The 25,975-nt window shown below is 64.7% G+C and carries 30 protein-coding genes; 15 read left to right on the top strand and 15 right to left on the bottom strand.

All coding sequences use genetic code 11. The features are described from left to right. Positions 1 to 32: 32 nt before the first annotated feature. From rpsR to ACYVKM_RS17230, 3 genes are all read right to left on the bottom strand, one after another. Positions 33 to 263, bottom strand: coding sequence for a 30S ribosomal protein S18 (gene rpsR / locus ACYVKM_RS17240; RefSeq protein ID WP_007081973.1), 231 nt, complete (start codon positions 261 to 263; stop codon positions 33 to 35). Positions 264 to 277: 14 nt separating this feature from the next. After that, entirely contained in the window at positions 278 to 709 is a 432-nt protein-coding gene (gene rpsF / locus ACYVKM_RS17235) for a 30S ribosomal protein S6 (protein ID WP_149364367.1), read from the bottom strand. 154 nt (positions 710 to 863) lie between these two features. Then, positions 864 to 1,190 carry a HesB/IscA family protein gene (locus ACYVKM_RS17230; protein ID WP_460878839.1) on the bottom strand — a complete coding sequence of 109 codons (327 nt, stop codon included), beginning with the start codon at positions 1,188 to 1,190 and terminating at the stop codon, positions 864 to 866. 160 nt (positions 1,191 to 1,350) lie between these two features. Here ACYVKM_RS17230 and asnS point away from each other — a divergent pair, with 160 nt between their 5' ends. The 7 genes from asnS to ACYVKM_RS17195 all read left to right on the top strand — a co-directional run bounded on the left by asnS (position 1,351) and on the right by ACYVKM_RS17195 (position 7,444). After that, positions 1,351 to 2,751, top strand: a complete 1,401-nt coding sequence (gene asnS, locus ACYVKM_RS17225; protein ID WP_460878838.1) for an asparagine--tRNA ligase — start codon at positions 1,351 to 1,353, stop codon at positions 2,749 to 2,751. Positions 2,752 to 2,765: 14 nt separating this feature from the next. Continuing rightward, the gene (locus ACYVKM_RS17220; RefSeq protein ID WP_460878837.1) at positions 2,766 to 3,626 is read left to right on the top strand and encodes a MalM family protein; all 861 of its coding nucleotides are present in this window, start codon (positions 2,766 to 2,768) and stop codon (positions 3,624 to 3,626) included. Next, positions 3,623 to 3,937, top strand: coding sequence for a hypothetical protein (locus ACYVKM_RS17215; protein ID WP_460878836.1), 315 nt, complete (start codon positions 3,623 to 3,625; stop codon positions 3,935 to 3,937). Before ACYVKM_RS17220 ends, ACYVKM_RS17215 begins: the two co-directional genes overlap by 4 nt. A 19-nt stretch (positions 3,938 to 3,956) precedes the next feature. Further along, complete coding sequence (locus tag ACYVKM_RS17210; RefSeq protein ID WP_460878835.1) at positions 3,957 to 4,748, top strand: SDR family oxidoreductase; 792 nt, start codon at positions 3,957 to 3,959, stop codon at positions 4,746 to 4,748. A 79-nt stretch (positions 4,749 to 4,827) separates the two neighbouring features. Then, positions 4,828 to 6,294, top strand: a complete 1,467-nt coding sequence (locus tag ACYVKM_RS17205) for an aldehyde dehydrogenase (protein ID WP_460878834.1) — start codon at positions 4,828 to 4,830, stop codon at positions 6,292 to 6,294. A gap of 56 nt (positions 6,295 to 6,350) precedes the next feature. Then, positions 6,351 to 7,019, top strand: a complete 669-nt coding sequence (gene can, locus ACYVKM_RS17200; RefSeq protein ID WP_460878833.1) for a carbonate dehydratase — start codon at positions 6,351 to 6,353, stop codon at positions 7,017 to 7,019. After that, a complete protein-coding gene (locus tag ACYVKM_RS17195; protein ID WP_460878832.1) occupies positions 7,016 to 7,444 on the top strand; it encodes a RidA family protein in 429 nt (142 codons plus the stop codon). The genes can and ACYVKM_RS17195 overlap by 4 nt, the downstream gene beginning before the upstream one ends. A gap of 90 nt (positions 7,445 to 7,534) precedes the next feature. Here ACYVKM_RS17195 and ACYVKM_RS17190 read toward each other — a convergent pair whose 3' ends face one another. The 4 genes from ACYVKM_RS17190 to ACYVKM_RS17175 form a co-directional block, all read right to left on the bottom strand. Further along, the gene (locus ACYVKM_RS17190) at positions 7,535 to 7,774 is read right to left on the bottom strand and encodes a hypothetical protein (RefSeq protein WP_460878831.1); all 240 of its coding nucleotides are present in this window, start codon (positions 7,772 to 7,774) and stop codon (positions 7,535 to 7,537) included. Between the two features lie 191 nt (positions 7,775 to 7,965). Continuing rightward, entirely contained in the window at positions 7,966 to 8,745 is a 780-nt protein-coding gene (hutG, locus tag ACYVKM_RS17185; protein WP_460878830.1) for an N-formylglutamate deformylase, read from the bottom strand. A 30-nt stretch (positions 8,746 to 8,775) separates the two neighbouring features. Further along, positions 8,776 to 10,122 (bottom strand): glutathione-disulfide reductase, encoded by a 1,347-nt coding sequence (gene gorA / locus ACYVKM_RS17180; RefSeq protein ID WP_460878829.1) that lies wholly within the window; start codon positions 10,120 to 10,122, stop codon positions 8,776 to 8,778. 97 nt (positions 10,123 to 10,219) lie between these two features. Next, entirely contained in the window at positions 10,220 to 11,479 is a 1,260-nt protein-coding gene (locus ACYVKM_RS17175) for an NAD(P)/FAD-dependent oxidoreductase (protein ID WP_460878828.1), read from the bottom strand. Positions 11,480 to 11,806: 327 nt separating this feature from the next. On the opposite strand from ACYVKM_RS17175, the gene ACYVKM_RS17170 reads away from it, so the two are divergent. Continuing rightward, on the top strand, positions 11,807 to 12,316 hold the full coding sequence (locus ACYVKM_RS17170; protein ID WP_460878933.1) for a C40 family peptidase: 510 nt from the start codon (positions 11,807 to 11,809) through the stop codon (positions 12,314 to 12,316). Positions 12,317 to 12,396: 80 nt separating this feature from the next. Here the strand turns inward: ACYVKM_RS17170 and ACYVKM_RS17165 are convergent, their stop codons facing one another. Both ACYVKM_RS17165 and ACYVKM_RS17160 read right to left on the bottom strand, forming a co-directional pair. Then, complete coding sequence (locus tag ACYVKM_RS17165; RefSeq protein WP_460878827.1) at positions 12,397 to 12,882, bottom strand: FKBP-type peptidyl-prolyl cis-trans isomerase; 486 nt, start codon at positions 12,880 to 12,882, stop codon at positions 12,397 to 12,399. Between the two features lie 78 nt (positions 12,883 to 12,960). Beyond that, positions 12,961 to 14,193, bottom strand: a complete 1,233-nt coding sequence (locus ACYVKM_RS17160) for an MFS transporter (protein ID WP_460878826.1) — start codon at positions 14,191 to 14,193, stop codon at positions 12,961 to 12,963. 162 nt (positions 14,194 to 14,355) lie between these two features. Here ACYVKM_RS17160 and ACYVKM_RS17155 point away from each other — a divergent pair, with 162 nt between their 5' ends. Further along, positions 14,356 to 15,021, top strand: a complete 666-nt coding sequence (locus ACYVKM_RS17155; protein WP_460878825.1) for a class I SAM-dependent methyltransferase — start codon at positions 14,356 to 14,358, stop codon at positions 15,019 to 15,021. A gap of 175 nt (positions 15,022 to 15,196) precedes the next feature. Then, positions 15,197 to 16,513, top strand: coding sequence for a DEAD/DEAH box helicase (locus ACYVKM_RS17150; protein WP_460878824.1), 1,317 nt, complete (start codon positions 15,197 to 15,199; stop codon positions 16,511 to 16,513). A 45-nt stretch (positions 16,514 to 16,558) separates the two neighbouring features. On the opposite strand, the gene fghA is transcribed toward ACYVKM_RS17150, so the two are convergent. Then, a complete protein-coding gene (gene fghA / locus ACYVKM_RS17145) occupies positions 16,559 to 17,407 on the bottom strand; it encodes an S-formylglutathione hydrolase (protein WP_460878823.1) in 849 nt (282 codons plus the stop codon). Between the two features lie 143 nt (positions 17,408 to 17,550). Between fghA and ACYVKM_RS17140 the strand changes: the two genes are divergently transcribed. Next, positions 17,551 to 19,485, top strand: a complete 1,935-nt coding sequence (locus tag ACYVKM_RS17140) for a DEAD/DEAH box helicase (protein WP_460878822.1) — start codon at positions 17,551 to 17,553, stop codon at positions 19,483 to 19,485. Positions 19,486 to 19,602: 117 nt separating this feature from the next. Continuing rightward, positions 19,603 to 20,427 carry a DODA-type extradiol aromatic ring-opening family dioxygenase gene (locus ACYVKM_RS17135; protein WP_460878821.1) on the top strand — a complete coding sequence of 275 codons (825 nt, stop codon included), beginning with the start codon at positions 19,603 to 19,605 and terminating at the stop codon, positions 20,425 to 20,427. On the opposite strand, the gene ACYVKM_RS17130 is transcribed toward ACYVKM_RS17135, so the two are convergent. Together ACYVKM_RS17130 and ACYVKM_RS17125 are read right to left on the bottom strand one after the other, a co-directional pair. Next, positions 20,414 to 20,809 (bottom strand): cupredoxin domain-containing protein, encoded by a 396-nt coding sequence (locus ACYVKM_RS17130; RefSeq protein ID WP_460878820.1) that lies wholly within the window; start codon positions 20,807 to 20,809, stop codon positions 20,414 to 20,416. The two genes, ACYVKM_RS17135 and ACYVKM_RS17130, sit on opposite strands and share 14 nt — an antisense overlap. Further along, positions 20,806 to 21,750, bottom strand: a complete 945-nt coding sequence (locus tag ACYVKM_RS17125) for a metallophosphoesterase family protein (protein ID WP_460878819.1) — start codon at positions 21,748 to 21,750, stop codon at positions 20,806 to 20,808. Before ACYVKM_RS17125 ends, ACYVKM_RS17130 begins: the two co-directional genes overlap by 4 nt. 164 nt (positions 21,751 to 21,914) lie before the next feature. On the opposite strand from ACYVKM_RS17125, the gene ACYVKM_RS17120 reads away from it, so the two are divergent. After that, complete coding sequence (locus ACYVKM_RS17120; RefSeq protein ID WP_460878818.1) at positions 21,915 to 22,484, top strand: sigma-70 family RNA polymerase sigma factor; 570 nt, start codon at positions 21,915 to 21,917, stop codon at positions 22,482 to 22,484. Then, positions 22,474 to 23,268 carry an anti-sigma factor family protein gene (locus tag ACYVKM_RS17115; RefSeq protein ID WP_460878817.1) on the top strand — a complete coding sequence of 265 codons (795 nt, stop codon included), beginning with the start codon at positions 22,474 to 22,476 and terminating at the stop codon, positions 23,266 to 23,268. The genes ACYVKM_RS17120 and ACYVKM_RS17115 overlap by 11 nt, the downstream gene beginning before the upstream one ends. Before the next feature lie 3 nt (positions 23,269 to 23,271). Here ACYVKM_RS17115 and ACYVKM_RS17110 read toward each other — a convergent pair whose 3' ends face one another. Further along, positions 23,272 to 23,658 (bottom strand): YkgJ family cysteine cluster protein, encoded by a 387-nt coding sequence (locus ACYVKM_RS17110; RefSeq protein WP_460878816.1) that lies wholly within the window; start codon positions 23,656 to 23,658, stop codon positions 23,272 to 23,274. Positions 23,659 to 23,758: 100 nt separating this feature from the next. Beyond that, entirely contained in the window at positions 23,759 to 24,619 is an 861-nt protein-coding gene (gene ypfJ, locus ACYVKM_RS17105) for a KPN_02809 family neutral zinc metallopeptidase (RefSeq protein WP_460878815.1), read from the bottom strand. Positions 24,620 to 24,739: 120 nt separating this feature from the next. Here ypfJ and ACYVKM_RS17100 point away from each other — a divergent pair, with 120 nt between their 5' ends. Continuing rightward, entirely contained in the window at positions 24,740 to 25,132 is a 393-nt protein-coding gene (locus tag ACYVKM_RS17100; protein ID WP_460878814.1) for an MAPEG family protein, read from the top strand. A gap of 10 nt (positions 25,133 to 25,142) precedes the next feature. On the opposite strand, the gene ACYVKM_RS17095 is transcribed toward ACYVKM_RS17100, so the two are convergent. Continuing rightward, positions 25,143 to 25,919 carry a class I SAM-dependent methyltransferase gene (locus ACYVKM_RS17095; RefSeq protein ID WP_460878813.1) on the bottom strand — a complete coding sequence of 259 codons (777 nt, stop codon included), beginning with the start codon at positions 25,917 to 25,919 and terminating at the stop codon, positions 25,143 to 25,145. Positions 25,920 to 25,975: the final 56 nt, after the last annotated feature.

The raw sequence follows: 25,975 nt of genomic DNA, 5'->3' as shown, positions 1-25,975 counted from the left end.
CGGCCGCAGCACGAGGCTGCGGCCGGTCACGATCAGACGTCGTGGTTGTCGGTGTACGGCAGCAGCGAGAGGAAGCGGGCGCGCTTGATCGCGGTGGCCAGCTGGCGCTGGTAGCGCGCCTTGGTACCGGTGATGCGGCTCGGCACGATCTTGCCGTTCTCGGTGACGTACTGACGCAGGGTGTTGAGATCCTTGTAGTCGATCTCCTTCACGTCTTCGGCAGTGAAGCGGCAGAATTTGCGGCGGCGGAAAAACTTGGACATGGTCTGGGTTCCTATCAGTCGTCGCTGTCGCGATCGTTGTCGCGGTCATCGCGGTCACGGCCGCGGCCTTCGCCATCACCCTCGTCGTCACGGCGACGGGTGGACTTGGCGTCATCCTTTTCCTTCGACTTCAGGATGAAGGACGGCTCGATATCGGCCTCGTCGCGACGGATCACGAGATGACGCAACACGGCGTCGTTGAAGCGGAAACCCGACTCCAGCTCGTTCAGTGCGTTCTGGCTGACTTCGATGTTGAGCAGCACGTAATGTGCCTTGGCCAGGTTCACGATCGGATAGGCCAGCTGACGACGGCCCCAATCTTCCAGACGATGGATCTTGCCGCCGTCGGTCTCGATCAGCGCCTTGTAGCGCTCGAGCATGGCCGGAACCTGCTCGCTCTGGTCAGGGTGGACCATGAACACAACTTCGTAATGACGCAGGGTCATTGTGGTTTGACTCCTTGTGGATGCGGCCTTGCGGCCTCGCAGCCTCCCGCCGATGCGGTGAGGCAAGTGTCCCGTCCATGGCCTTGCGGGCATGGACAGAAGCGGAATTGTAGAATGCCGCAGGTACTTGGCGCAAGCGATTGAAAGCTAAGACTCAACCGACCGTGAAACTCTCGCCGCAGCCACATTCACCGGTAGCGTTGGGATTGTGGAACACGAAGCTGGCATTGAGGCCCTGACGCTGGAAGTCGATCACCGTGCCTTCAACCAGGGCCACGCTCTTTTCGTTGATGACCAGCGGCACGCCGTCCACCTCGACCAGCTGATCGCCCTCGCCGACCGACTCGGCCAGGTCCACCACGTAGGCGAACCCGGAACAACCAGTGCGCTTGACGCCGAACCGTACCCCGGCCGCAGCCGGCGTGGCTGCCAGGAAAAGGCGCATGCGTTCATTGGCGGCGGGGGTGATGCTGATGCTCATGATCGGGTGTATCCAGCCTCGTATTCATTGGCCCGGAAAGTCGCAGCCCGGACAACAGCTACATTATCATGGCGGTCTTGTGTGCGCGCTTGTAATGCACGCATGCCGTCCCGACCATTCAGTGCACCGATATGCGGTGCTCCAGCAGGAGTTTCAATTCATGGCAGTGGTGAGCGTCAAGCAGGCTTTATCCGGCAAGCTCGAAGCCGGCAGCACGGTGACCGTGCGCGGCTGGGTGCGCACGCGGCGCGACTCCAAGGCCGGCCTGTCGTTCGTCAATGTCACCGATGGCTCCTGCTTCGACCCGATCCAGGCGGTGGTGCCGGCCACGCTGGACAACTATGAGAGTGAGGTGAAGCACCTCACTGCCGGCGCCGGCGTGATCGTCTCGGGCACCCTCGTGCCGTCGCAGGGCAAGGGCCAGGGCTTCGAACTGCAGGTCGACGAGGTGATCGTCACCGGCTTCGTCGATGATCCGGAAACCTACCCGATCCAGCCCAAGCAGCACTCGATGGAGTTCCTGCGCGAAGTCGCCCACCTGCGCCCGCGTACCAACCTGTTCGGCGCGGTGACCCGCGTGCGCCACACGATGATGATGGCGATCCACCGCCACCTCACCGAGCAGGGCTTCTTCTGGATCAACACGCCGATCATCACCACCTCGGATGCCGAGGGTGCCGGCGACATGTTCCGCCTGTCCACGCTGGACCTGGCCAACCTGCCGCGCACTCCGGATGGCAAGATCGACTTCCGCAAGGATTTCTTCGGCCGCGAGGCGTTCCTCACCGTGTCCGGCCAGCTCAACGTCGAGGCGTACTGCCTGGCGATGAGCAAGGTCTATACGTTCGGCCCCACCTTCCGCGCCGAGAACTCCAACACGCCGCGCCACCTGGCCGAGTTCTGGATGGTCGAGCCGGAGATCGCGTTCGCCGACCTCACTGCCAATGCCGACTGCGCCGAGGCTTTCCTCAAGGCCATCTTCAAGGCGGTGCTGGACGAGCGCGCGGACGACATGGCGTTCTTCGCCGAACGCGTACAACCCGACGCGATCAGCCGCCTGGAGGCTTTCATCGCGCAGCCGTTCGAACGCATCGACTACACCGACGCGATCACGATCCTGCAGAAGTCCGGACAGAAGTTCGACTACCCGGTGGCCTGGGGCATCGATCTGCAGACCGAACACGAACGTTATCTGGCCGAGAAACATATCGGCCGTCCCGTGGTCGTAATGAACTACCCCGAGGCGATCAAGGCGTTCTACATGCGCTTGAACGATGACGAGAAAACCGTGGCGGCGATGGACGTGCTCGCGCCGGGCATCGGCGAGATCATCGGCGGTGCGCAACGCGAGGAACGGCTGGACTACCTCGACCGCCGCATGGCCCAGTTCGGTCTCGATCCCGTGACTTATGGCTGGTACCGCGACCTGCGCCGTTATGGCACGGTGCCGCATGCCGGCTTCGGCCTCGGTTTCGAGCGACTGCTGGTCTACGTCTGCGGCCTGGCCAATATCCGCGACGCCATCCCCTATCCCCGCGCGGCCGGAACGGCCGAATTCTGAGTACCGTGCCCGCCATGTCGTATCGCTTTACCGCCGCCCTGATCTTCGCCGTACTGCTGGCTGGCTGCCATAGCGCCAAGGTCTTGATTCCGCCGAATCTGCGAGCTCCGACGGAAGATTCTGCCGACGCACTGAAAATAGCCAAGCAACAGTTGCAGCAGGCTTCGCCATGCTGCAGCAGTTTCGCCGATTTCTCCTACAGCAGCATGCTGCCGTGGCAGCCGCAGAAGTTCACGCTGGGCAGCGGCAGCATGGTCGCCAACCTCAATGGCACGCACAGCTATTTCATCGCCTTTCGCCTGCCGGCCGACGTCAAGCTGCCCTATCGGGTGGCGCTGAAATCGGAATTGAACGGCCGCTGGCTGCATGCCAGCTATCTGTTCGCACCCACGGTCGTCTTGCTGGATGAAGGCTTCCAGCCGATCCACACGGATGACATCGAGTTGTGCGAGCACATGGGCTGGAGCGACGAAACCACCGGCGCCTTCGGCAGCGCCAAGATCGACAGCGACAAGGCGCGTTACATGCTGGTCTACAGTTCCGCCACGCAGCAGTCGGGCAAGACTTACTGGGAGCAGTCACCCGCGTCAGTCGCCAACACGACCGCCGCGACGCTGCAGATGAATTCCACGGGCAGCTTCAGCATTCCGCACGGCCCGGACGGTACGCTGTGGATCGGCATGATGAACAAGACCTATGCCAAGGCCATCGACAGCGCGATCTGCAAGAAGGCACCGCAAGGCGATGGGCTGCTCAATGACCTGCGAACGGCATTGCCATTGCCCTGGATCAACGGCAACGCCAACAACACCACCAACAACAACGATACGAACAGCAAAAACAGCAACAGCCATGCCAGTGGCAGCCCCCAGTGATCACCCTGTATCTCGCGCTGCTGACCAGCGGCATCGGTCTGTTCGTGTTGTCCTTTGTGGCTCAGTTCCGGCTTGCCGCCCTGCTGCGCCAACGACACCCGCAGCAATGGAAGATCATTGCCGAACCGGAGCATGGTCAGGCCACGGCATTTCGCATCTGGATCCGGATGCAGCATGCATTGCGTTCACCGGCATTGCCCGCACTGGAAGATGCCGGCATCAATCGCTGGCAGCGGGTATGGCGCTACAGCCCGTGGCTTGGTTGGCTATGCTGGCTCGCCGCCCTGGCAATGCGTCTGGAATTGCGCTGAAACCCGACGGGAGAGTCCCATGCAACTGGATCTGAGTGGGCGCCATGCGCTGGTCTGTGGTGCCTCGCAGGGCATCGGCCGTGCCAGCGCGATCGAACTGGCGGAGCTGGGTGCCAATGTCACCCTGCTCGCGCGCTCGACCGATGCCCTGAAGACGGTCGCCGGAAATCTGCCGCGGACTCATGCGGACCAGCGGCACGACTGGCACGGCGTCGACATGCTGGATACCGCCAACCTGCAGACCGTCGCCGGCGACATCGTCGCAGACCAGCCGGTGCACATCCTGATCAACAATACCGGCGGGCCGCCCGGCGGCCCCGCGAACACGGCGGCGCCTGCCGCGTTCGAGACGGCATTCCGCCAGCATCTGATCGCCGGTCAAATCCTGCTGCAGGCGCTGCTGCCCGGCATGCGTGCCAGTGGCTACGGCCGCATCGTCAACGTGATCTCCACGTCGGTGAAGGAGCCGATCGCCGGGCTCGGTGTTTCCAATACCGTGCGTGCCGCCGTGGCAGGCTGGGCCAAGACGCTGTCCGCTGAACTCGCCGCCGATGGCATCACCGTCAACAACGTGTTGCCGGGATTCACCCGTACCCAGCGCCTCGACGGCCTGCTGGCGGCGCAAGTCGCCGCCAGCGGACGCAGTGAGGACGAAATTGCCCAAGGCATGTTGGCCACGGTACCGGCTCGCCGGTTTGGCGAGGCGAGCGAAATCGCCGCGGTCATCGCCTTCCTGTGCACGCCGGCAGCAGCCTATGTCAACGGAGTCAGCATCGCGGTGGACGGTGGACGGACACGGGCACTGAGTTGAACGCCAAAAGCGCGTTCCGGTGCGGCGCATACGCCGGCGTCCGGTGCAATTGCGGCACGCTGGTTTTAAGCTTGTGCAGATGTCCATTCAGCGTCTAGCCAATCTGATCGACGGCGGTCTGCAGGCCCCGCAGCACGACGCGTGGCTCGACGTGCATGAGCCGGCCACCGGCACGGTGTTTGCGCATTGCCCCGATTCCGCCGCGATCGATGTCGAGCGCGCCGTCGCTGCGGCGAGCCGTGCCGCCGCAGGCTGGGCGAACACACCGATCGAGCAGCGTGCACAACTGCTGCAGCGGCTGGCCGATCTGATCGAGGCGCGGCTGGAAGAATTCGCCACACTGGAATCGCGCGACAGCGGCAAGCCGCTGGCCCTTGCGCGTCGGCTCGACATCCCGCGCGCCATCAGCAACCTGCGTCATTTCGCGGCCGCAATCATGACCTGGGGCAGCGAGTCGCACGCAATGGCCACCGGCACACCGGAGACCGGCGCGATCAACTACACGCTGCGGCAGCCGCTCGGCGTGGTCGGCTGCATCAGTCCGTGGAACCTGCCGCTATACCTGTTCACATGGAAGATCGCGCCGGCGCTGGCCTCCGGCAACACGGTAGTGGCCAAGCCGTCGGAGGTGACGCCGTGCACGGCAGCGCTGCTTGGCGACTTGAGCATTACCGCCGGCTTTCCGCCCGGCGTGCTGAACATCGTGCACGGTCGCGGCCCGGCGGTTGGCCAGGCAATCGTGGAGCATCCACGGGTAAAGGCGATTTCCTTCACCGGCAGCACCGCCACCGGTGCGCAGATCGCCGGCGCCGGCGCCGCGCAATTCAAGAAAGTATCGCTGGAGATGGGCGGCAAGAATCCGGCGATCGTGTTCGCCGATGCCGACCTTTCGGATGCGAACCTGGACAGCATCGTGCGTTCGGGTTTCGCCAATCAGGGCGAGATCTGCCTGTGCGGTTCGCGCCTGCTGGTGCAGCGATCGATCTACGAAGCTTTCCGCGAACGCTACCTCGCCAAGGTACGTGCGCTGCAAGTCGGCGATCCGGATGATGCGGCCAGCGACCTCGGCGCCATGGTTTCGAGGGCGCATTTCGACAAGGTGATCGGCTGCATCGAGCAGGCACGCGTCGATGGCGGGCGCGTGCTGTGCGGTGGCCACGCGATCAGCGTGCCCGGTCGCTGCGCCGACGGCTGGTTCATCGCGCCCACGGTGATCGAGGGTCTGCCCTCGACGGCGCAGACCAACCAGCAGGAAATCTTCGGCCCGGTGGTCAGCCTGATTCCGTTCGAGGACGAAGCCGAGGCACTGGCGGTCGCCAACGACAGCCGTTACGGACTGGCCGCTTCGCTATGGACACAGGATCTCTCCCGCGCCCACCGGCTCGCCGGCCAGCTCGAGTTCGGCATCGTCTGGATCAACTGCTGGCTGCTGCGCGATCTGCGCACGCCATTCGGCGGTGCCAAGCAGTCCGGGCTCGGCCGCGAGGGCGGCAGTGATGCGCTGCATTTCTTCACGGAACCCAAGAACATCTGCATCCGCTTTTGACCAGACGCCATTGATCAACCCCGCGACGCAAGCCGCATCGATGTGAGTACCCTACCTTGACCAGTCCCCTGCAAGTCCTGCTCGACGGCAACCGCCGCTGGTCCGCTGCCAGGCATGCGGAAGATCCGCATTTCTTCGAACACCTGGCGAAGCAGCAGTCGCCGAAATACCTGTGGATCGGCTGCTCCGATTCGCGCGTGCCGGCCACCCAGATCGTCGACCTGCCGCCGGGCGAGATCTTCGTGCAACGCAACGTGGCGAACGTGGTCTCGCACAGCGATCTCAACTGCCTCAGCGCGATCCAGTTCGCGGTGGACATCCTCAAGGTTGAACACATCATCGTCGTCGGCCACTACGGCTGCGGCGGCATCCAGGCGGTGCTGGACGAGCGCCGGCTCGGCCTGGTCGACAACTGGCTGCGCCATGTCGGCGACGTGGCGCAGAAGCATTCGCGGATGCTCACCACACTCGATCTGATGTCGCTGCGCAATACCCGGCTGTGCGAGCTCAACGCGATCGAGCAGGTCGTCAATACCTGCCATACCACGATGGTGATGGACGCCTGGGAACGCGGCCAGAAATTGTCGGTACATGCGTGGTGCTACAGCCTCGACAACGGTCATATGCACGACCTGAACATGCATGTGGACTCGCGCACCGCGCTGCGACCAGCCTACGACATGGCGATACAGCGGCTGACCCGGGCTCCGGCCGTGCAACCATGAGCGGAATCATCCGCACCGACACGGCACCTGCGCCGGTCGGTGCCTACCCGCACGCACGCCGTGTCGGCGATCTGCTGTTCCTGTCCGGTGTCGGCCCACGCCAGCCCGGCAGCAACGCGATTCCCGGGAATGTCTGCGACGACCACGGCCAGTTGATCGCCTATGACTTCGAAGCGCAATGCCGCCAGGTATTTGCCAATGTGCGCGCGGTGCTGGAAGCCAGCGGAGCCGCGTGGGACGACCTGGTCGACATCACCGTGTTCCTGACTGACATGTCACGGGATTTCGCGACCTACAACCGGCTGTATGCGGAATATTTCGCAGGTGTCGACGCCTGCCGCACCACCCTGGGTATAAGCGCATTGCCGACCCCCATCGCGATCGAGCTGAAATGCATTGCGGCGCTGCCGCCATCGGCGCGCTGAATCAGCACGGACGTCCACTGCAGCGACCATGAAAAAAGCCCCGCCGTTTGCATCGGCGGGGCCTTGATTCATAACAGCCGGATCGAGCTATCAGCCCGCCGTGCTGGCGGCAGCCGGAGCGGCAGCCTTCTTGTGGCTCTTGTGCTTCTTGTGGTGAGTCGTGGTCGTGGCGGCCTTCGGCGCATCTGCAGCCGGGGCGGCGGCCGGGGCGGCGGCAGGAGCAGCCTGCTCGGCTGTCGCGGCGGCCTTCGGCGCAGCAGTCTGGGCCAGCACAGAACCGGAAAGAGCCACGCCAGCCACGAGCAGGGAAGCGATCGCAAGTTTACGCATCATATGTTCAGCCTCGGAGAATTTAGGTATCGCGAACCCGGCCGGACCCCGGCAACTCGGGTGGCGCGACAAATCCACAATAACAGCAGGAAGAGCGTACGAGGCATGAACAGGACACGGGATATTCACATTGGCCGGGATGCGGGTCCTTGACATTCATTCGCACCGATTTCACACGCAACAATTTGCGCTCATGCCAGGCTGATCTGCAGCAACCGGCTTATCAATTCCTGTACGCCGACCGCCCGACCCTCGTCGTAGTCGAAGCTCTCTTCATTCATGTAATTGAGCTGCGCAAGTTCCAGTTGCACCGCCTGAACGCCCGCCGCGGGGTTGCCGTAATGACGGGTGATGTAGCCCCCCTTGAAACGCCTGTTCACGGCAAAACTGTAGCGTGACTGGGACTCCAGGCAGTCCTGCAAGCGCGCCTGCAATGGCGCACTGCAACTCGCCCCCGATGCCGTGCCGAGGTTGAAATCCGGCAACTGCCCGTCGAACAGCATCGGCACCCGACTGCGGATGGAGTGGCCTTCCCACAGCACGGCCCGGCCGTGCTCGGCACGCAATCTCGCAAGTTCATGCGTTATGGCCTGGTGGTAAGGCACCCAATAGTCATTCACCCGCTGTTGAACTTCAGCGGCATCGGGCAAACCATCGTCCCGGTACAAAGGCTCGCCATCGAAGCCGATGGTCGATACCAGGCCGGTCTCGCGCTGCCCCGGGTACAGCGCATGACCATCGGCAGGCCGGTTCAGATCGATCACATAACGCGAGGCCAACGGCCGCAGCACGCTGGCGCCCAGTGCCTTGGCCAGCGGTTCGTACAACCGACCGACATGCCAGTCGGTGTCCGGCGAACGCCGCGCCGCCGGGCGCATGCGTGCGGCAATGTCATCGGGAATGAAGCTGCCGTCGTGCGGCAGGCTGATCAACAGCGGCACGCGGCCGCGCTGCAGGGTGAAATTGGCCATGCTCGCCATTCTACCGGCGATGGCCTGCGTTCAATCCAGCAACACCAGCTCTTCCGCCGACGTCGGATGAATCGCCACGGTGGCCTCCAGGTCGCGCCTGCACAGGCCGAGCTTCAGCGCCACCGCAAAACCCTGCAGCATTTCATCGACGCCAGGGCCCAGCGCATGGATGCCGACCACCTGCTCCTCGGCGCCCACGCAGACCAGCTTCATCACGCTTTGTTCCTGCCTGCCGGCGAGAGCCCACTGCATCGGCGTGAACCGGCTGCCATGAATCCTCACCGCATCGCCGTACCGGTTGCGGGCCTGCTCTTCGGTCAACCCGACCATGCCGAGTGGCGGTTCGGCAAACACCACACTGGGAATATGTTCGTAGTCCAGTCGCGCATCCGGCTGACCGCCGAACAACCGGTCCGCCAGCCGTCGACCGGAGGCAACTGCTACCGGCGTCAACGCCTTGCGTGCAGTCACATCCCCGACTGCATGGATTCCCGCCACATTGGTGTTCTGCCACCCATCGACCAGCACGTGACCGTTCTCGTCGATACGCACATCCACGGCATCGAGCCCCAGGGCCTCGGTATTGGGCACACGCCCCACCGCCCACAGCAAGGCGTCGTAGGGGCCGCGTGTACCAGCCGATACATCCTCCAGCACGATGCCGTCAGGTGTACGGCGCGCAGCCCGGATCGCACTGTGGTGGTCGACGCGAATGCCCTGCGCTCCCATCTGCTGCACCAAGGCCCGGACCAGTTCCTCATCGAAACCTTGCAGCAGCCGGCCGTGCGCCAGCACGTCTATCTCGCTGCCCAACGCCCGCAACAAACCGGCAAATTCCACCGCCACGTAGCCACCGCCCACGATGGCGATGCGCCGCGGCAACGCATGCAGTGCAAACATGTCGTCGGAGACCATACCCTGCTCGAAACCCGGCAGCGCAAGCTGACGTGGCCGTGCTCCCGTGGCGATCACGATCTGCGACGCCTGCAACCGATGACCATCCGACAGCTCGATAGTATCGGTGGCGACAAAGCGCCCGGCCTGACGCAGCAACTCCACGCCAGCTTCCTGCAAGCGCTGTGCGTAGCGTTGATCGATCGCATCGATATAACGCTGTCGCAGTCCACGAAAGCGCTCCCAGTCAAGCGGCCCCGGTTGCAAGGCAAAACCGAACTCGAGCGCGAGCTGTTGTGCCTGCGCCAGCTGCGCAGCAAACCACAACGCCTTCTTGGGCACGCAACCGCGGTGCACGCAGGTTCCGCCCAGGGCGCCAGGGTCGAGCAGCGTCACGCGGGCACCATGCTGTGCGGCGCGAAAAGCGGTAGCCAGGCCAGCGGAGCCGGCACCCAGCACGATCAGGTCATGGCTTGCGGTCATCGCTGTGCCCTCGGTGATTCGGGCGAAGCTAGCAGCTAACCGCTGAAGTCGTCGTCAAACGATCACCCGGGTATGCGCCATCGCCTGCAAGATAGGTCTACAAGCCAAAGCGTGCCGGTGCATAAGGTGTCGCGTCGATGGGTGAGGCCGAGCCGGCCAGCATCGCGGCGACCAGTTCGCCGGTGGCTGCCGACATGCTGACACCGAGCATGCCGTGGGCGGTCGCCAGCAGCAGGTTCGACCAGCGCGTGCTGGGGCCGATGATCGGCACCTCGTCGACGCTCATCGGCCGCCAACCCCACCACTCCTCCAGCAACTCCGGACCTTCCGGTTCGCGCAGGCCGCTGGCAGCGCCGCGCCGCAGCGCGTCGAGCCGGGTGCGATTGAGCCCCTCGGCATAGCCGGAAAACTCCATCGTGCTACCCAATCGGTAACCGCTGCTCCAGGTGGTGACGCAAATCGACGGTTCACGCAGCACCAGTGCGCGGCGCGGCGCGCGCTCAGGACGCGAATAGGTCAGCGAATAACCCTTGCCCGGCTGCATCGGCAGGCGCAGATCCAGCGTCTTGGCCAGCAGCGGCGACCACGCGCCGAGCGCCATGACCACCCGGTCGCCCTGGAAGGCGCCACGACTGCTCTGCACATCGCTGATACGGTTACTGTCCGTGCCGAAGCGTTCGATCCGTGCGCCGGTCTCGATCACTCCACCCAGCTCGACCACCCGCCGCGCCAGTTCGGCCGCATAGCGGTCCGGCCGCAGCCGCGCATCGCCGGGATGCAGCAGGCCACCGACCACGCCAGGCTTCAACGCAGGTTCCATCGCTTCGACCTGCTCTCCACGCAGACGCTGCACCTCGATGCCGAGACCTTCCAGCACGGCGACGTGGTCGCGCGCGTCCGCTGCCTGCTTCTGTGCCGTGCGATAGATGTACAGATCGCCCTCCTCGACAAATTCGCAGTCCAGCGATTCATCGCGCACGAGCTCCGCCAGTAACCGGCGCGAGCGCTGCAGGATCGCCGCTCGCGCGGTAGTGGCGCGGGCAAAGTCACGCCAGTTGCAGTGCCGCGCGAAGCCCAGCAGCCAGCGCAGGCGCGGCCCGTCGAAACGCGGATTGAGGTACAGCGGTGCATCCGCATTCAGCATCGAACGCAGCGCGACGCCGATCATGCCAGGCATCGCCAGCGGCGCTGCATGGCTCGGCGTGATCGTGCCGCAGTTGCCATGCGAGCTGCCGCAGCCGGGTGTGCCCTGTTCAAGCACCCGCACGCTGGCGCCCGCCTTGAGCAGGTACAGCGCACACGCCAGCCCGATGACACCGCCGCCAAGAATCAACACGTCACTGCGCGAATCATTCATCTGCCGATTGTAGCGGTCCGGGTCAGCGGCGCCGCCGGTGATGCTGCCATGAACTGGCAGTTCATTCCCCCTTGGCGAACGGTAGGCCAATCGGAATCCCGGCGCAGCGGTTATCGATGGATTTCAGCCAGCATGAGTCCATCGGCACGGTCATCGGAAAGCAAGTTAAGAAACTTACTTCAAATAAGACTGAAATTCATTGAATTGCATATGAATTATTGAATTGATAACCTCGGCACGCCACACGCCGAGGTTAGCCATATGCATCGAGATCAAGCCGAGCTACCTGCGGATACGCGACCGCTGCGGCAACTGCTGCGTCTGACGATGCTTGGTGCAGGCATCGCACTGCTCGCCGCCTGCGCCAGTACACCGCACCGGCACGAAGCCACCTTCAAGTCGTCGCATTCCGCACTTGCCGATCTGCCGCCGCAGGCACCCTCGGCGGCAAGTGCGCAGGTGGCCAACGACGTGCTGTTCCGTGCGATGGCCTTGGTCGGTACGCCCTACAAGTGGGGTGGCAACACGCCGGAAAGCGGCTTCGACTGCAGCGGGTTGGTCGACTACATCTACCAGCATGCGGCCGACATCCTGCTGCCGCACAGCTCACGCGCGATGGCCGACATGCAGGGCCGCAAGATCCGCCGCATGACCGAACTGGCCAGCGGCGATCTGGTGTTCTTCGGCAACCACAGCGGCATCGACCATGTGGGCGTCTACGTCGGCCAGGGGCGCTTCGTGCATGCACCGAACAGCGGCGGCACGGTGCGGCTGGACGATATCGACGGACCATACTGGGTGGATCATTTCGAGTACGGCAAGCGACTGCTGGATTGAGACCCTTCCGGGGACGATGGGACGAACGAGCAACGGCGCCCCAGGGCGCCGTTGCCGTTTCACTCGATGGAAGCCGGGATTTAGTGTGCTGCGCCGCCCGGCGGGTGGGCGTGGCCGTGCTGCAACTCTTCCTCGGTGGCATCACGCACGTCGCCGATGGCCACGTCGAAAAGCAGCGTCTTGCCGGCCATCGGGTGGTTCAGGTCCACGTCGATCGCACTCATGCCGACCTTGTGCACCGTCACCGCTCGCTGGCCACCATCCTTCAGCTTCAGCACGGTGACCATGCCGGGCTTGAGACGGTTCGCCTGCGGGAAGTACTTCTTCGACATGCGCTGGATCTGGTCTTCCTGGCGCTCGCCGTAACCATCGGCAGCTGCCACCTCGACCTGCAGCGTCTCGCCAGCCTCACGGTCTTCCAGCGCCTTTTCCAGGCCCGGAATCAGCTGGCCATGGCCAAGCAGGATCCACAACTGTTCGTCGCGATCGTGCGAGCTTTCAACCTTCTCGCCGTCCACCGTCAAGGTGTAGTGGATCGCGATGACCTTGTCCTTGCCAGCCTTCATTGCCTGTCTCTCGAAGAAATAAAGTGGACAATTCTATCAGCGTGCTTCTGTCGGCGCGCTCCTGTCGGCGTGTCCCAATCACGGTTGCGCCTTGTCGAAATCCAGTCCGCGCGCCTCCGGCCCCAGCCAGACCAGCAGGGCCAGCAGCAGTGCCACCACCGCGATCCACAACGACATCGCGAAGGCATAGTCGCCTCCGCGCCAGTTGGCGATCCAGGTCTGCGCCGTGGCGGTACCCGCCGCCAGCAGGTTGCCCATCTGGTAGGCAAAGCCCGGCAGCGTGGCACGCGTGGCGGTGGGTGAGAGTTCGTTGAGATGGGTCGGAACCACGCCCCACGCACCCTGCACCATCACCTGGATCAGGAACGCCCCGAGCCCGAGCAGCAGCAACGAACCGCCATAGGCCCATAACGGGATCACCGGGATCGCGAGCAGTGCAGCGATGATCATCGCCTTGCGCCGGCCGATGCGTTCCGACAGCGAACCGAAGAACAGTCCACCTGCCAGCGCACCGAGATTGAGCAGCGCCACCAGCAGGAAGGCTGCGCCCGAGCTGGTATCCAGGTGCAGGTTGACCTCCTCGAAGGTGTGATACATGTCCTGCGAGCCGTGGCTGAACATGTTGAACGCCGCCATCAGCAGCATCAGGTAGATCGCCAGCTTCCAGTGGCCGCGCATGGATTCGAGCACGCCGGTCCTGGCATGCCGTGCGTGGTCGCGTTGCCACACCGGCGACTCCGGCACGCTGCGGCGGATGTACAGCACCAGCAGCGCCGGGACGGCACCAACGATGAACAGTCCACGCCAGCCGATGTGGTCGACCAGCAGCCAGTTCGCCAGCGCGGCAAGAAAGAACCCGCACGGATAGCCGCTCTGCAGCAAACCGGAGATCAGCCCTCGCGACTTGGTGGGTATCGATTCCATTGCCAGCGAGGCACCGATGCCCCACTCGCCACCCATCGCGATGCCAAACAGGAAGCGCAGCACCAGCAGCATGGTGAGCGATGTCGAGAACGCGGTGGCCAGTTCGAACAGCGAAAACAGGATCACGTCCAGCATCAGGATCGGGCGCCGGCCGAAGCGATCGGCCAGCCGACCGAACAGCAGCGCGCCGATCGGCCGTGCCGCGAGCGTCAGAAACAGGCCGTAGGTAACCTGGGCCTTGCTGGCATCAAACTCCTTCGCCACCGCCAGGATCACGAAAGTCAGCAGGAAGTAATCGAACGCATCCAGCGTCCAGCCGAGGAAACTGGCAAGCACGGTGTGGCGTTGTTCGCGATTGAGTTCACGTAACGGCGACAGGATCGACATCGACAGGCTCCGGCAGAACTGGCGTGAAAACTAGCACGCCGACGGCAATCACCGCGCCTGGACTGGAGCCGGCAGCTCATCGGCACGGCTTCATTTGCGTCAGTGCGGGTTTGCCGCAACCATCGCATCAGGGCGTCGCTGCCGGCGCACCGGGGATGTGGCATGCAGGTGCTCGATCGCGCAACGCGCAACGCCATTGCCAGTCATTACAGCCACCGCAGTCACCGCCTGCATGCGCGCTGGAAACTGGCCAACGATCCGGCCTATGCCGCCACCGCGGATCTGCTGCGCCCTTGCGCCCTGCCGCTGCTGGATATCGGCTGCGGCATCGGCCTGCTCGGTCAATACCTGCATGCCGTCGGCGCCCTTGCGCACTACGTCGGCGTGGATCATGACGCCCACAAGATCGAGTCCGCGCAGGAAGCGACAAGGCATGGCGGCTTCGAACAAACCATGCAACTGAGTTGCACCGACATCGCCACGCTGCCGCCGATCCATGGTCACGTTGCCCTCATCGACGTGCTGCACTACCTGCCTGCCGATCGCCAGCTCCCGCTGCTGCAGGCCGCAACGACACATCTGGCACCCCATGGCATGCTGGTGATCCGCAATGTCCTGTGCGAACCGAACTGGCGCTTCCACGCTACCCGGCTGGAAGAATTCTTCCTGTATGCGTCCGGCTGGATCTCCGGTGGCGCACAACATTACCCGACCATCGACGAACTGCGCATGCCGCTGGAAGCAGCCGGGCTCGAGGTGCGCATCACCACCCTGTACGGCCACACGCCCTACAACAGTTACCTGGTCGTGGCGCGACAGCATCACTGAGAAAGCGCAAGAGCAAGTACCCCCGCGCACGGGCTGGCTGTTGCCCATGCATACGTCGGCTCGATTTATCCGCTATACTTGCCGGCGCAATCGCTCTGATTGCTGCGGCACACTGCCGCCCCTTCCCCAAGTCTGCAACACGGTATGAACACTCCGGGTTGCTCAGGAGTGTTACATGTCCTTCGATTCGCTGGGCCTAGCGCCCGCGTTGCTGCGTGCGCTTGCCGATTACGGCTACACCCAGCCCACCCCGATCCAGGCCGCCGCGATTCCCGCCGCGCTGGAAGGTCACGACCTGCTCGCCGCCGCCCAGACCGGCACCGGCAAGACCGCTGCATTCGCATTGCCGCTGCTGCAGAAGCTTTCAACCAGCGGCCAGACCATGACACGCCGCCCGCGCGCGCTGGTGCTCACCCCGACCCGAGAGCTGGCTGCCCAGGTGCACGAGAACCTGCGTGACTACGGCAAGCAGATGCAGGTCAGCGCCACCACCATCTTCGGCGGCGTCAGCATGGGCCCGCAAATCAACGCGCTGCGCCGCGGCGTGGACATCGTCATCGCCACCCCGGGCCGCCTGCTGGATCACATGCAGCAGCGCACGCTGGACCTGTCCGCGGTGGAAACGCTGGTGCTGGACGAAGCCGACCGCATGCTCGACATGGGCTTCCTGCCCGCGTTGAAGCGGATCCTCGTGGCGCTGCCGAAGAAGCGCCAGACGCTGCTGTTCTCGGCCACCTTCGCGCCGGCGATCAAGGCGCTGGCGATGGATTTCATGCGCAATCCGCGCGAGATCTCGGTCTCCGCGCCAAACACCGTCACCACCCTGGTCAGCCACCAGGTACATCCGGTCGACGCATCGCGCAAGCGCGACCTGCTGCTGCACCTGCTGTCGACCGACAGCCGCCGGCAGTCACTGGTGTTCAGCCGCACCAAGCATGGCGCCGACAAGCTGGTGACCTTCCTCAATGCCTCGGGCCTGCGCACCGCCGCGATCCACGGCAACAAGAGCCAGAACGCGCGCACCCGTGCGCTCAGCGACTTCAAGAGCGGTCGCGTCACCGTGCTGGTCGCCACCGACATCGCTGCGCGTGGCATCGACATCGAACAGTTGCCGATCGTGATCAACTTCGACCTGCCGATGGTCGCCGAGGACTACGTGCACCGCATCGGCCGTACCGGTCGTGCCGGCATGGAAGGCCTGGCCGTGTCACTGGTCAGTCACGACGAGTCCGGTTTGCTGCGTGACATCCGCAAGCTGCTGAACCAGGACATCGCGATCAACAACGTGACCGGCTACGAGCCGTCGGCACCGCTGCGGCTGGATGCCGGCGCGCCGCGTCCGAAGCAGGGTGGCCAGGGTCAGCGTCAACCGCGACAGGGCAAGCCCGCCAGCTCGGCACGGCCGAACGGCTATGCCGCGCAGGGACGCAGCGACCATGCCGCCGGCAACCAGCGGCGTCGCTCGAACCATCGGCCAGCTGCCAAGGCCTGAGTGGATTGACGACATGGCGGCCTGAAGGCCGCCATGTCGCATGGTTCAGCGCGACGCCAGTGCAGCGGCGTGATGGCGCAGGTGATCGTCGATGAAGCTGCTGATGAACCAGTAGCTGTGGTCGTAGCCGGCATGCCGGCGCAGCCGCAGCGATTGCCCTGCCTCGGCACAGGCCTGCTCGAACAGCTCGGGCTTCAACTGCGCATCGAGAAACTGGTCCGCCTCGCCCTGATCGATCAGGATCGTGCCGGGAAAGACCTGTTGGCGTACCAGTTCGCAAGCGTCGTAGGCAGCCCAGGCAGTCGGATCGGCACCAAGATAACGTGGCAGCGCCTTGCGTCCCCATGGCACCTGGCTCGGTGCCACGATCGGCGCGAACGCCGACACCGAGCGGTAGCGCGATGGATGCTTCAGGGCGATGGTCAACGCCCCGTGACCGCCCATCGAATGGCCGCAGATGCCGCTGCGCGAGGCATCCACCGGAAAGTGGGCGGCGATCCACGCCGGCAGCTCCTCGGCCACATGGCTGTGCATGCGAAAGCGTGACGACCACGGCGCCTCGGTGGCGTCGACGTAGAAGCCGGCGCCCTCGCCGAACTCCCAGTCGCCGGTAGCACCATCGATACCGGTGCTGCGAGGACTGGTATCGGGCATCACCAGCACCAAACCCAGCTCGGCGGCCAGTCGCTGCGCACCGGCCTTGATCGTGGCGGTTTCCTCGCTGCAGGTCAGTCCGGCCAGGAAATACAGCACCGGACAGGGCTGTCGCGTCGCCTGCGGCGGCTGGTACACGGCAAAGCGCATCGGCCCGCCACAGGCGTCCGAATGGTGCCGGTAAAAGCCCTGCACACCGCCATGCAGCCGCTGTTCGGAAATCGTTTCAAGCACGTCCATCGTTCCTACCTTCACCATCCCATTCCAACCATGCACCGGCCACATCACGTTCAGCCAATACCGCAACGCGCAAGACCGCAGACTGATAGAATGCACGACTTGCGCGCCGCATTCCCGGTGCCGCTCCCTGTTTCGAGGTTCCCATGTCATCCCCCGCTTCCGACAACGCCCCGGTTTCGTCCGGCTTCGGCGCACTCGCGCTGCACCCCGACGTTCTGCGTGTCCTGACCGACGTCGGCTACGAATCCCCCTCGCCGATCCAGGCCGCCACCATCCCGCCGCTGCTGGAAGGCCGCGACGTGCTCGGCCAGGCGCAGACCGGCACCGGCAAGACCGCGGCGTTCGCGCTGCCGATCCTGTCGCGCATCAACCTCAAGCCCGGCAAGCCGCAGGCGCTGGTGCTGGCGCCTACGCGCGAATTGGCCATCCAGGTGGCCGAAGCCTTCCAGCGTTACGCCACGCATCTGCCCGGCCTGCAGGTGTTGCCGATCTACGGCGGTCAGAGCTACGGCCCGCAGCTGCATTCGTTGAAGCGTGGCGTGCACGTGGTGGTCGGCACACCCGGTCGCGTGATCGACCATCTGGACAAGGGCACGCTGGACCTGTCCGAGCTGAAGTATCTGGTGCTCGACGAAGCCGACGAGATGCTGCGCATGGGCTTCATCGACGACGTCGAGAAGGTGCTGCAGGCGACCCCGCCGGAACGCCAGGTCGCGCTGTTCTCGGCGACCATGCCCAGCGTCATCCGCAAGATCGCGCAGCGCCATCTGAAGGACCCGGTCGAAGTCACGATCAAGTCATCCACCACCACCGCGGCGAACATCCGCCAGCGCTACTGGTTCGTCAGCGGCATGCACAAGCTCGATGCGATGACGCGCATCCTCGAAGCCGAACCGTTCGACGCGATGATCATCTTCGCGCGCACCAAGCAGGCCACCGAGGAGCTGGCCGGCAAGCTGCAGGCACGCGGCCTGGCGGCCGCCGCGATCAACGGCGACATCGCGCAACCACAGCGCGAGCGGGTGATCCAGCAGCTGAAGGACGGCAAGCTCGACATCCTGGTGGCCACCGACGTCGCCGCGCGCGGCCTCGACGTGGAACGCATCAGCCACGTGATGAACTACGACATTCCGTACGACACCGAGAGCTACGTGCACCGTATCGGCCGCACCGGCCGCGCCGGCCGCAGCGGCGAGGCGATCCTGTTCGTCAGCCCCCGCGAGCGCGGCATGCTGAACGCGATCGAGCGTGCCACCCGGCAGCCGATCGAGCAGATGCAGCTGCCGTCGGTCGACGTGGTCAACGACGTGCGCATCGGCAAGTTCAAGCAACGCATCAGCGACATGCTGGCTGTCGGCGATCTGGGCGAATTCCAGAAACTGATCGAGCAGTACGAGCAGGAACACAACGTGCCGGCGATCGAAATCGCTGCTGCCCTGGCGCGCATCGCGCAAGGCGACCAGCCGCTGCTGCTGGCGCCACCGCCGAAGCGTGAGAAATACGAACCTGCCTCGCGTGAGCGTGGCTCATCCGACCGTGCGCCACGCGAACGCGCCGGCAACGAGCGCCGTCCGTCGTTCGAGCGCGAAGCGGGCGCCAGCCGTCCACCGCGTGAGCACAAGCCGCGCGAACACGGCGCGCACGAACATGTCCCATCGCGCGAATTCGGCCATCGGCCGGTGCGCGCGCATGCCACCGAGGAAGGCAAGCGCACCTACCGCATCGAGGTCGGCCACGAGCACGGCGTGAAGCCGGGCAACATCGTCGGTGCGATCGCCAACGAGGCAGGGCTGGAAAGCCAGTTCATCGGCCGCCTCAGCATCCGCGACCATTACAGCCTGATCGACCTGCCCGATGGCATGCCGAAGGAGGTGTTCGAGCACCTGAAGAAAGTGTGGGTGGTGCAGCAACAGCTGCGCATCCACGAATGGGACGGCAAGGACACCGACGCCGGCAGCGCGGCACCGTCGCACAAGCCGGGTGGCTTCAGGAAACCTGGCGGGTCCAAGCCTGGCGGTTTCAAGTCTGGTGACGGCAAGCCACGCCATGGCGGCGGCAAACCGCCCCACCGCAAGTAGGCCGCAACGGCATCGCCCGATTGTTTCGATTGGGCGACGCAACGTTTCCGGCTGGCGCCGCTGGAAAATTCGCGAGCGCCCATACTTCGTGGGCCATACTCGCCAGCGAATGACGCCATGACCGCCCTGCCCAGCCTGTACATCTCGCACGGTTCGCCGATGACCGCGCTGCAACCCGGCCTGACCGGCGAACGACTGGCCGAACTGGCTGCCGTGCTGCCGCGGCCGAAAGCGATCGTGATGGCCAGCGCCCACTGGCTGTCCCGGCGGCCACAGGTCGGCAGTGTGACCACACCCGAGACTATCCACGATTTCGGCGGTTTTCCCGCAGCGCTGTATCAGCTGCGTTATCCGGCGCCGGGTGATCCTGCCTTGGCCGACCGCGTCATGCAGCTGCTGGATCATGCGGGCCTGACGCCAATCGCCGATCCCGTGCGCGGACTGGATCACGGCGCCTGGGTGCCACTTCGCCTGCTGTATCCGGCGGCGGACATTCCGGTGGTACCAGTCTCGATCCAGCCGGAACTCGGTCCCGCGCACCAGTACGCGCTGGGTCAGGCGCTGGCGCCGCTGCGCGACGAAGGCGTGCTGGTGATCGGCTCGGGCAGCATCACCCACAACCTGCACGATCTCCGCGCCGGCTACAGCGACGAACGGCAGGCGCCGTACGTGAAGCCGTTCATCGACTGGATCGAGCAGAAGCTCGCTGCCGGCGACATCGACGCCCTGCTCGACTATCGCCGGCAGGCACCGTTCGCCGAACGCGCGCATCCCACCGACGAGCACCTGCTGCCGCTGTTCGTGGCGCTGGGCGCCGCCGGCGCGAAAGCTCATGCGCAACGGATCGACGCGGGCATCGACATGGGCCTGCTGGCGATGGACATCTACCGCTTCGACGGCCCGACCTTCGACGACTTGCGCACCCCGCTCACTGCACGATGATCGTACCGACCATCATCGGGTGGATCGAGCAGTAATAGGCATAAGTGCCCGGTTTGGAAAACGTCACGGCGTAGGAGTCGCTGGTATCCAGCCCCTTCGAGGAAGCGAACAACGAGCCGGCACTGGTGATCACGTGCGGTTCCTCGTCCTGGTTGGTCCACACCACGCGGGTACCTGCCGGCACCGTCAACGTCGCGGGCACGAAGGCGAAGTTGCGTATCTCGATCTGCTGCGTATGCACCTTCCTGGAAGCAGAGACACTCGCTGCCATGGCGGCAGGCCATGCCACGATGACGCAGCACAGCGCGCCCATCACCAGCAGCGCGCCCGGATGCCAACGCGACGCGTGCGGTCGTGCAAATCCACGGGCAATCGCTTTCACGACAGCACCTCCTCGGTCACGGCGAGTGCCTGCCTGCCCTGCACGTGGCGTACATCGCGAATGCCGAGATAGCGATGCAGCGCACCGGGCGCCACCTCCTTCATGGGTCCCGGCCCGGGTCCGACACCCGGCGCCGACTGCGGATAGGCAGTCGAGCGCGCCGTGTAGAAGGTGATATTGCCTTCCACCTTCTGCTGGATCTGGTGGATGTGGCCATTGAGCACGCTGACCGAGCCGAACCGCCGCAGGTACGACATCGCCTCGGCGCTGTCGTCCGTGCCCCAGCCCCACGGCGGGTACAGCGGCCACAGCGGCATGTGGGCGAACACCACCAAGGGCGTTTCGGCGGACAGCCCGGCAAGATCCTTTTTCAGCCAGGCCAGCTGCTCTGCACCCAGCGAACCCAGCCCACCGGCCTTGAGGTCGAGCACGTTGATCAGTCCAACGAAGTGCACGCCGCGATGGTCGAAGCTGTACCAGCCGCCGGCGTGCTGGCGTTCGCCGAAACGCCGAAAGAATTCGGCGCCGTTGTCGCCGATCACGTCGTGCTCGCCCGGCACGTAGAACACCTTGCGCGCGTGCGATTCCTGCATCACGCCGGCCAGCGTGTCGAACTCCTCGGACTTGGAGAGATGCGTGAGATCGCCGGTGTGCAGCAGAAAATCCGGGCGCGCGGCCTGCGCACTGACCAGCGCCACCGACGCGCGCAGCGTGCCCACCACGTCCATGTTCGGCGCCTTGTGGAAACCGATGTGGGAATCGCTGATCTGCGCAAAGCTGAAGCTGGCGTCCACCGTGGATGCCGTCGCCGTGCCATCACCCAGTGGCTGGGCGCGCAGCACGCCACCCTTCATCAGCCAGAGCGTGCCGGCTCCGGCCCAGGCCATGCATTTGAGGAACTGGCGTCGGCCGCCGGCTTCGTTGTCGTGATTGTCTTGCATGATGAACTCTCCGCAGGGGGTGAATGGTGGAACGGCCACGGCCAGGAATCGGGTGGCCGTAGATGTCTGGGCTTCCCTCTTCCTGCATTACCGATCGCCTGGCTCGCCTATTCCCGCTTTTGCGCGGCGGGAATAAAGTCGAGTCAGCCGAGGTAATCCCTTTCATGCCCGCCGATTTGCACGTCATCCCGCCAAGCCCGGACAGTGTCCGCAGCGCGCGCTTCGAGGCGCTCGTGCTGCCGTGCCTCGACGCGGCCTACAACCTCGCGCGCTGGCTCGCGCGCAACGATGCGGATGCGCAGGACGTGGTGCAGGAAGCGATGCTGCGGGCGCTGCGCTATTTCGACAGCTTCCACGGCAACGACGCGCGGGTCTGGTTGCTCGCCATCGTGCGGAACACCTACTACACGCTGCACATGAAGACCCCGCCCGACAACCTGCGCGAATCACTGGACGAGGATGCCCACCCGCTGGTCGATCAGGGTCCTTCACCGGAAGCCCTGACCCTGCTGGCGGTGGACATCGGCACGCTGCAGCTCGCGCTGGAACGACTGCCGCCTCCGCTGCGTGAAGTGCTCGTGCTGCGCGAACTGGAAGAGTGTTCCTACAAGGAAATCGCTGCGATCACCGAACAGAAAATCGGCACCGTCATGTCCCGGCTCGCCCGTGCGCGCGAACGTCTGAAGACCGAGCTGACCTGCCGTCCCAAGGAGGTACGTCGTCATGACCTGTGATGACACCAGGCTGCTGATGCACGCCTATCTCGATGACGAGCTGGATGCTGCGCAGAGCGCGACCATGGCCCGGCACCTGCAGGACTGCGCCGCATGCGCAGCCAGCTATGGCCTCCATGGCCGGCTGCGCAAGGCACTGGCGCAACCCGGGCTGTACCATCGTGCGCCGGACGCATTGCGCGAACGCTGGAGCCCCGCGCCATCCGCGGCGCAGGCCGCCCTGCCGGCGTCTTCCCGACCCCGCCGCGCACCGCTCGCCTACGCCATGGCCGCCGGTTTTGCCGGCGCACTGCTACTCACCAGTCCGGCCTGGATCACTGCCTTGCAGCAGCGTGGCACGGACAGCAATCCGGTCGTGGCCGAAGCCATCTCCAGCCATATCCGCTCGCTGCAGGCGCAACACCTGATGGACGTGGTGTCGACCGACCAGCACACGGTGAAGCCATGGTTCGAGGGCAAGCTCGACTTCTCGCCGCGCGTGAAGGATCTGGCCAGTGAAGGGTTCCCGCTGATCGGTGGCCGTCTCGATGCAATCGACGGGCGCAGTGTCGCCGCCCTGATCTACAAGCGGCACCTGCACGTGATCAACCTCTACCAGTGGCCGGCGGATTCGGCGGCGACGGCGCAACCGGAAGTGCAGCGCCACGGTTACACCGTCATTCGCTGGACCGCCGAAGGCATGCGCTATATCGCCGTCTCCGACGTCAGCGCGGGCGATCTGAAGCAGTTCGTGCTCGCCTTCCAGAACGATGCCGGCACACCGGTCGCGAACCCGTCGCGATAACAGTCAGGCGATCTGCGGCAACGGCGGCGTGTCGGTATCGAATGGTTCGAGCCAGTCCTGCGGCATCAGCACCGGCAGTCCGTGCGCAAGGCGCGCCTTGTCGCATTGCAGGCTGATCGTGCCGAACTCCCACGATGGCTGCACCTCGCGGCATACCGACGGCCGCCGCGCATAGATGCCGCAATGCGCCGCCACGCCCAGCGTGCCCTGCAGGGCCACGCAACGTGGCTGCGCGGCATCGGTGCCGAGCATCGCCAATCGGTGCGGATCAAGTTTCTCGGTGAGCTCCGGCGGCACGCATCCACCCAGCGATGCATCCGCCTCCGACCAGTGGAATGACACACGGAAGAAGGCGCAGCAGACACCGCAACGCAGACAGGGATGTTTCATCAAGCTGACCATGGCGCACCCCGAGGCGCGCAGCCTGCGAAGTCTAGAGCGTAAAAGGCCTGCCGTGCGGCAGGCCTTTCCTCACGAACGTCGAACTTTCCTACGGTTCGCCGGCAAACGTGTTGCACTGGTCCATGTCACCGCTGCTGAAGCCGGTCTTGAACCACTTCACGCGCTGCGCCGAAGTGCCATGGGTGAACGTGTCCGGCCGCACGCGCCCCTGTGCCTGCTGCTGCAAGGTGTCGTCGCCGATGTGGCTGGCCGCATTGAGTGCCGACTCGATGTCGCCCGGCTGCAGCCAGTTCAGATCCTTCTGGCTGTGGTTCGCCCACACGCCGGCATAGCAATCCGCCTGCAGTTCCTGCCGCACGGACAAGCCGTCCGCACCATCCATCGGCTGCCCCTGCCGCTGCAACTGTTGCACCTTGTCGAACACGCCGGTCAGTTTCTGCACGTGATGCCCGACTTCGTGTGCGATCACATAGGCACGGGCGAAATCGCCGGAGGAATGCAGCTCATCCTGCAATTGCTGGAAGAACGCCACATCGAGGTACACCTTCTGGTCACCCGGGCAGTAGAACGGCCCCACCGCGGTCGTGGCACCGCCGCATGCCGTGTTCACGCCACCGCTGAACAAGTGCAGCTTGGGGTCGACGTAGGTCATACCCCTGGCCTGGAAGATCTCGCCCCAGGTCTGCTCGGTCGAATGCAGGATCGCGCTGACAAACGCTTTCTGCTGTGGATCGATCTGCACCGGCGTGCTCTGTGCGGGCACGTTCGATTGGGCGCCACCCTGATCCAGCAATGCCAGCGGATTCTTGAAGAAGATCCAGCCCAGGATGGCCAGCACGATCAACCCGCCCAAGCCCATGCGGCCACCGCCGAAACCGCCCCCTCCGCCGCCACCGTTGCCGCTATCGACTTCGACGTTGTCGCTGCTGCCGCCTTTCTGCCAGTCCATACGCCCCTCGCTGTCTTGATGCACCGCCCCCGGCACGCCGGGTGACGATAGCGCCTTGCCCGGCATCACGCCATGCGCGCCTTCCCGTTACAGTGGGCGACCTTTCAGCGAGAGCCCATCATGACCCACCTGCCCGCCCTGGTTACCCTGCTCACCGTCTTGCTGCTGTTAGGCACCATGTGGGCGGTGGGCCGCGCCCGCGACAAATACGGCATCAAGGCGCCTGCGATCAGTGGCGATCCGGCATTCGAGCGTGCCTACCGGGTGCAGATGAATACGCTGGAAAGCACTCTCATGTTTCTGCCCACGCTATGGCTGGCGGCAACTTACGGCTTCAGCGGATGGGCCGGCATCGCCGGACTGGTCTGGCTGATCGGTCGAGTGTGGTATGCGCTGTCGTATCTGAAGGATGCCGGCAAGCGTGGCCCGGGCTTCATGGTCGGCATGTTCGGCTGGGCCGCTGTGCTGGTGATGGCCTCGATCGGTGTCGTCCGCGCCATGCTGCTGGGCTGAGGCGACAACCTCAAGCCAGCAGGCCTGGCGCGACTGCGCTCAACACCCACACACGATGTGGCACCGCCATGGGCTCCGCCGCATGGCGGGCTGTCAGCATCGCTGCCAGTTCGTTGTCGAAGCGCTCCACCCTGGCCTTGTCCAGGACCGCGCCGATGCCGGCACTGGCGCGGATGCGGCCACGCCAGTCCGCGTGGCTGTAAGGCACGTCGATATCGAACGAGTATGTGCGCAGGTCGGTGAAACCGGCCTCGGCGACATCCTTGAGCCACGCCGGGTACAGGCCGCTGCCGCTATGCATGGTCCAGCCGGGATTGCAGGCCAGGATCAGCCGTTCGGTGTCCTGCACCATGTTGCCGTTCAGCGGCAGCCAGTCGAAGTGCGCAATCACCAGGCGACCACCCGACTTCAGCCAGCCGCGTGACTGCGCCGCCGTGCGTGGCCGGTCGAACCAGTGCCAGCACTGGCCAGCGGTGATCACGTCGAACGACGCCGGCGGAAACTCGGCGTTCTCGACTCGTGCACGCACCTGCTTCACCTGCACGCCGGCAGCACGATCGAGCTCCGCTGCCTCCGCCAGCAAGGGTGCGGAATGATCCAGACCGGTGACCTCGCAGCCGCGTACGGCCAGCCCGCGGGCGACGGTTCCGGTACCGGTACCGAGATCCAGCACCTGATTGCCCTTCTGTACGGTGCCGTCGGCAAACAGCCGCTCGAAGAACGCCTCGGGAAACCCGGCACGGTGGCGCGCGTAGTCACTGGCAGTCCTGCCAAAATCGATAGTCATCGATGTTCCCCTGACCCGATCGGTACCCCTGATGTTACCGGGATGACCCGCTGCTG

It is taken from the genome of Rhodanobacter koreensis, assembly GCF_054782855.1.
The sequence above is the reverse complement of the archived record's forward strand: the minus strand, read 5'-3'. Positions and strand labels throughout refer to the sequence as shown.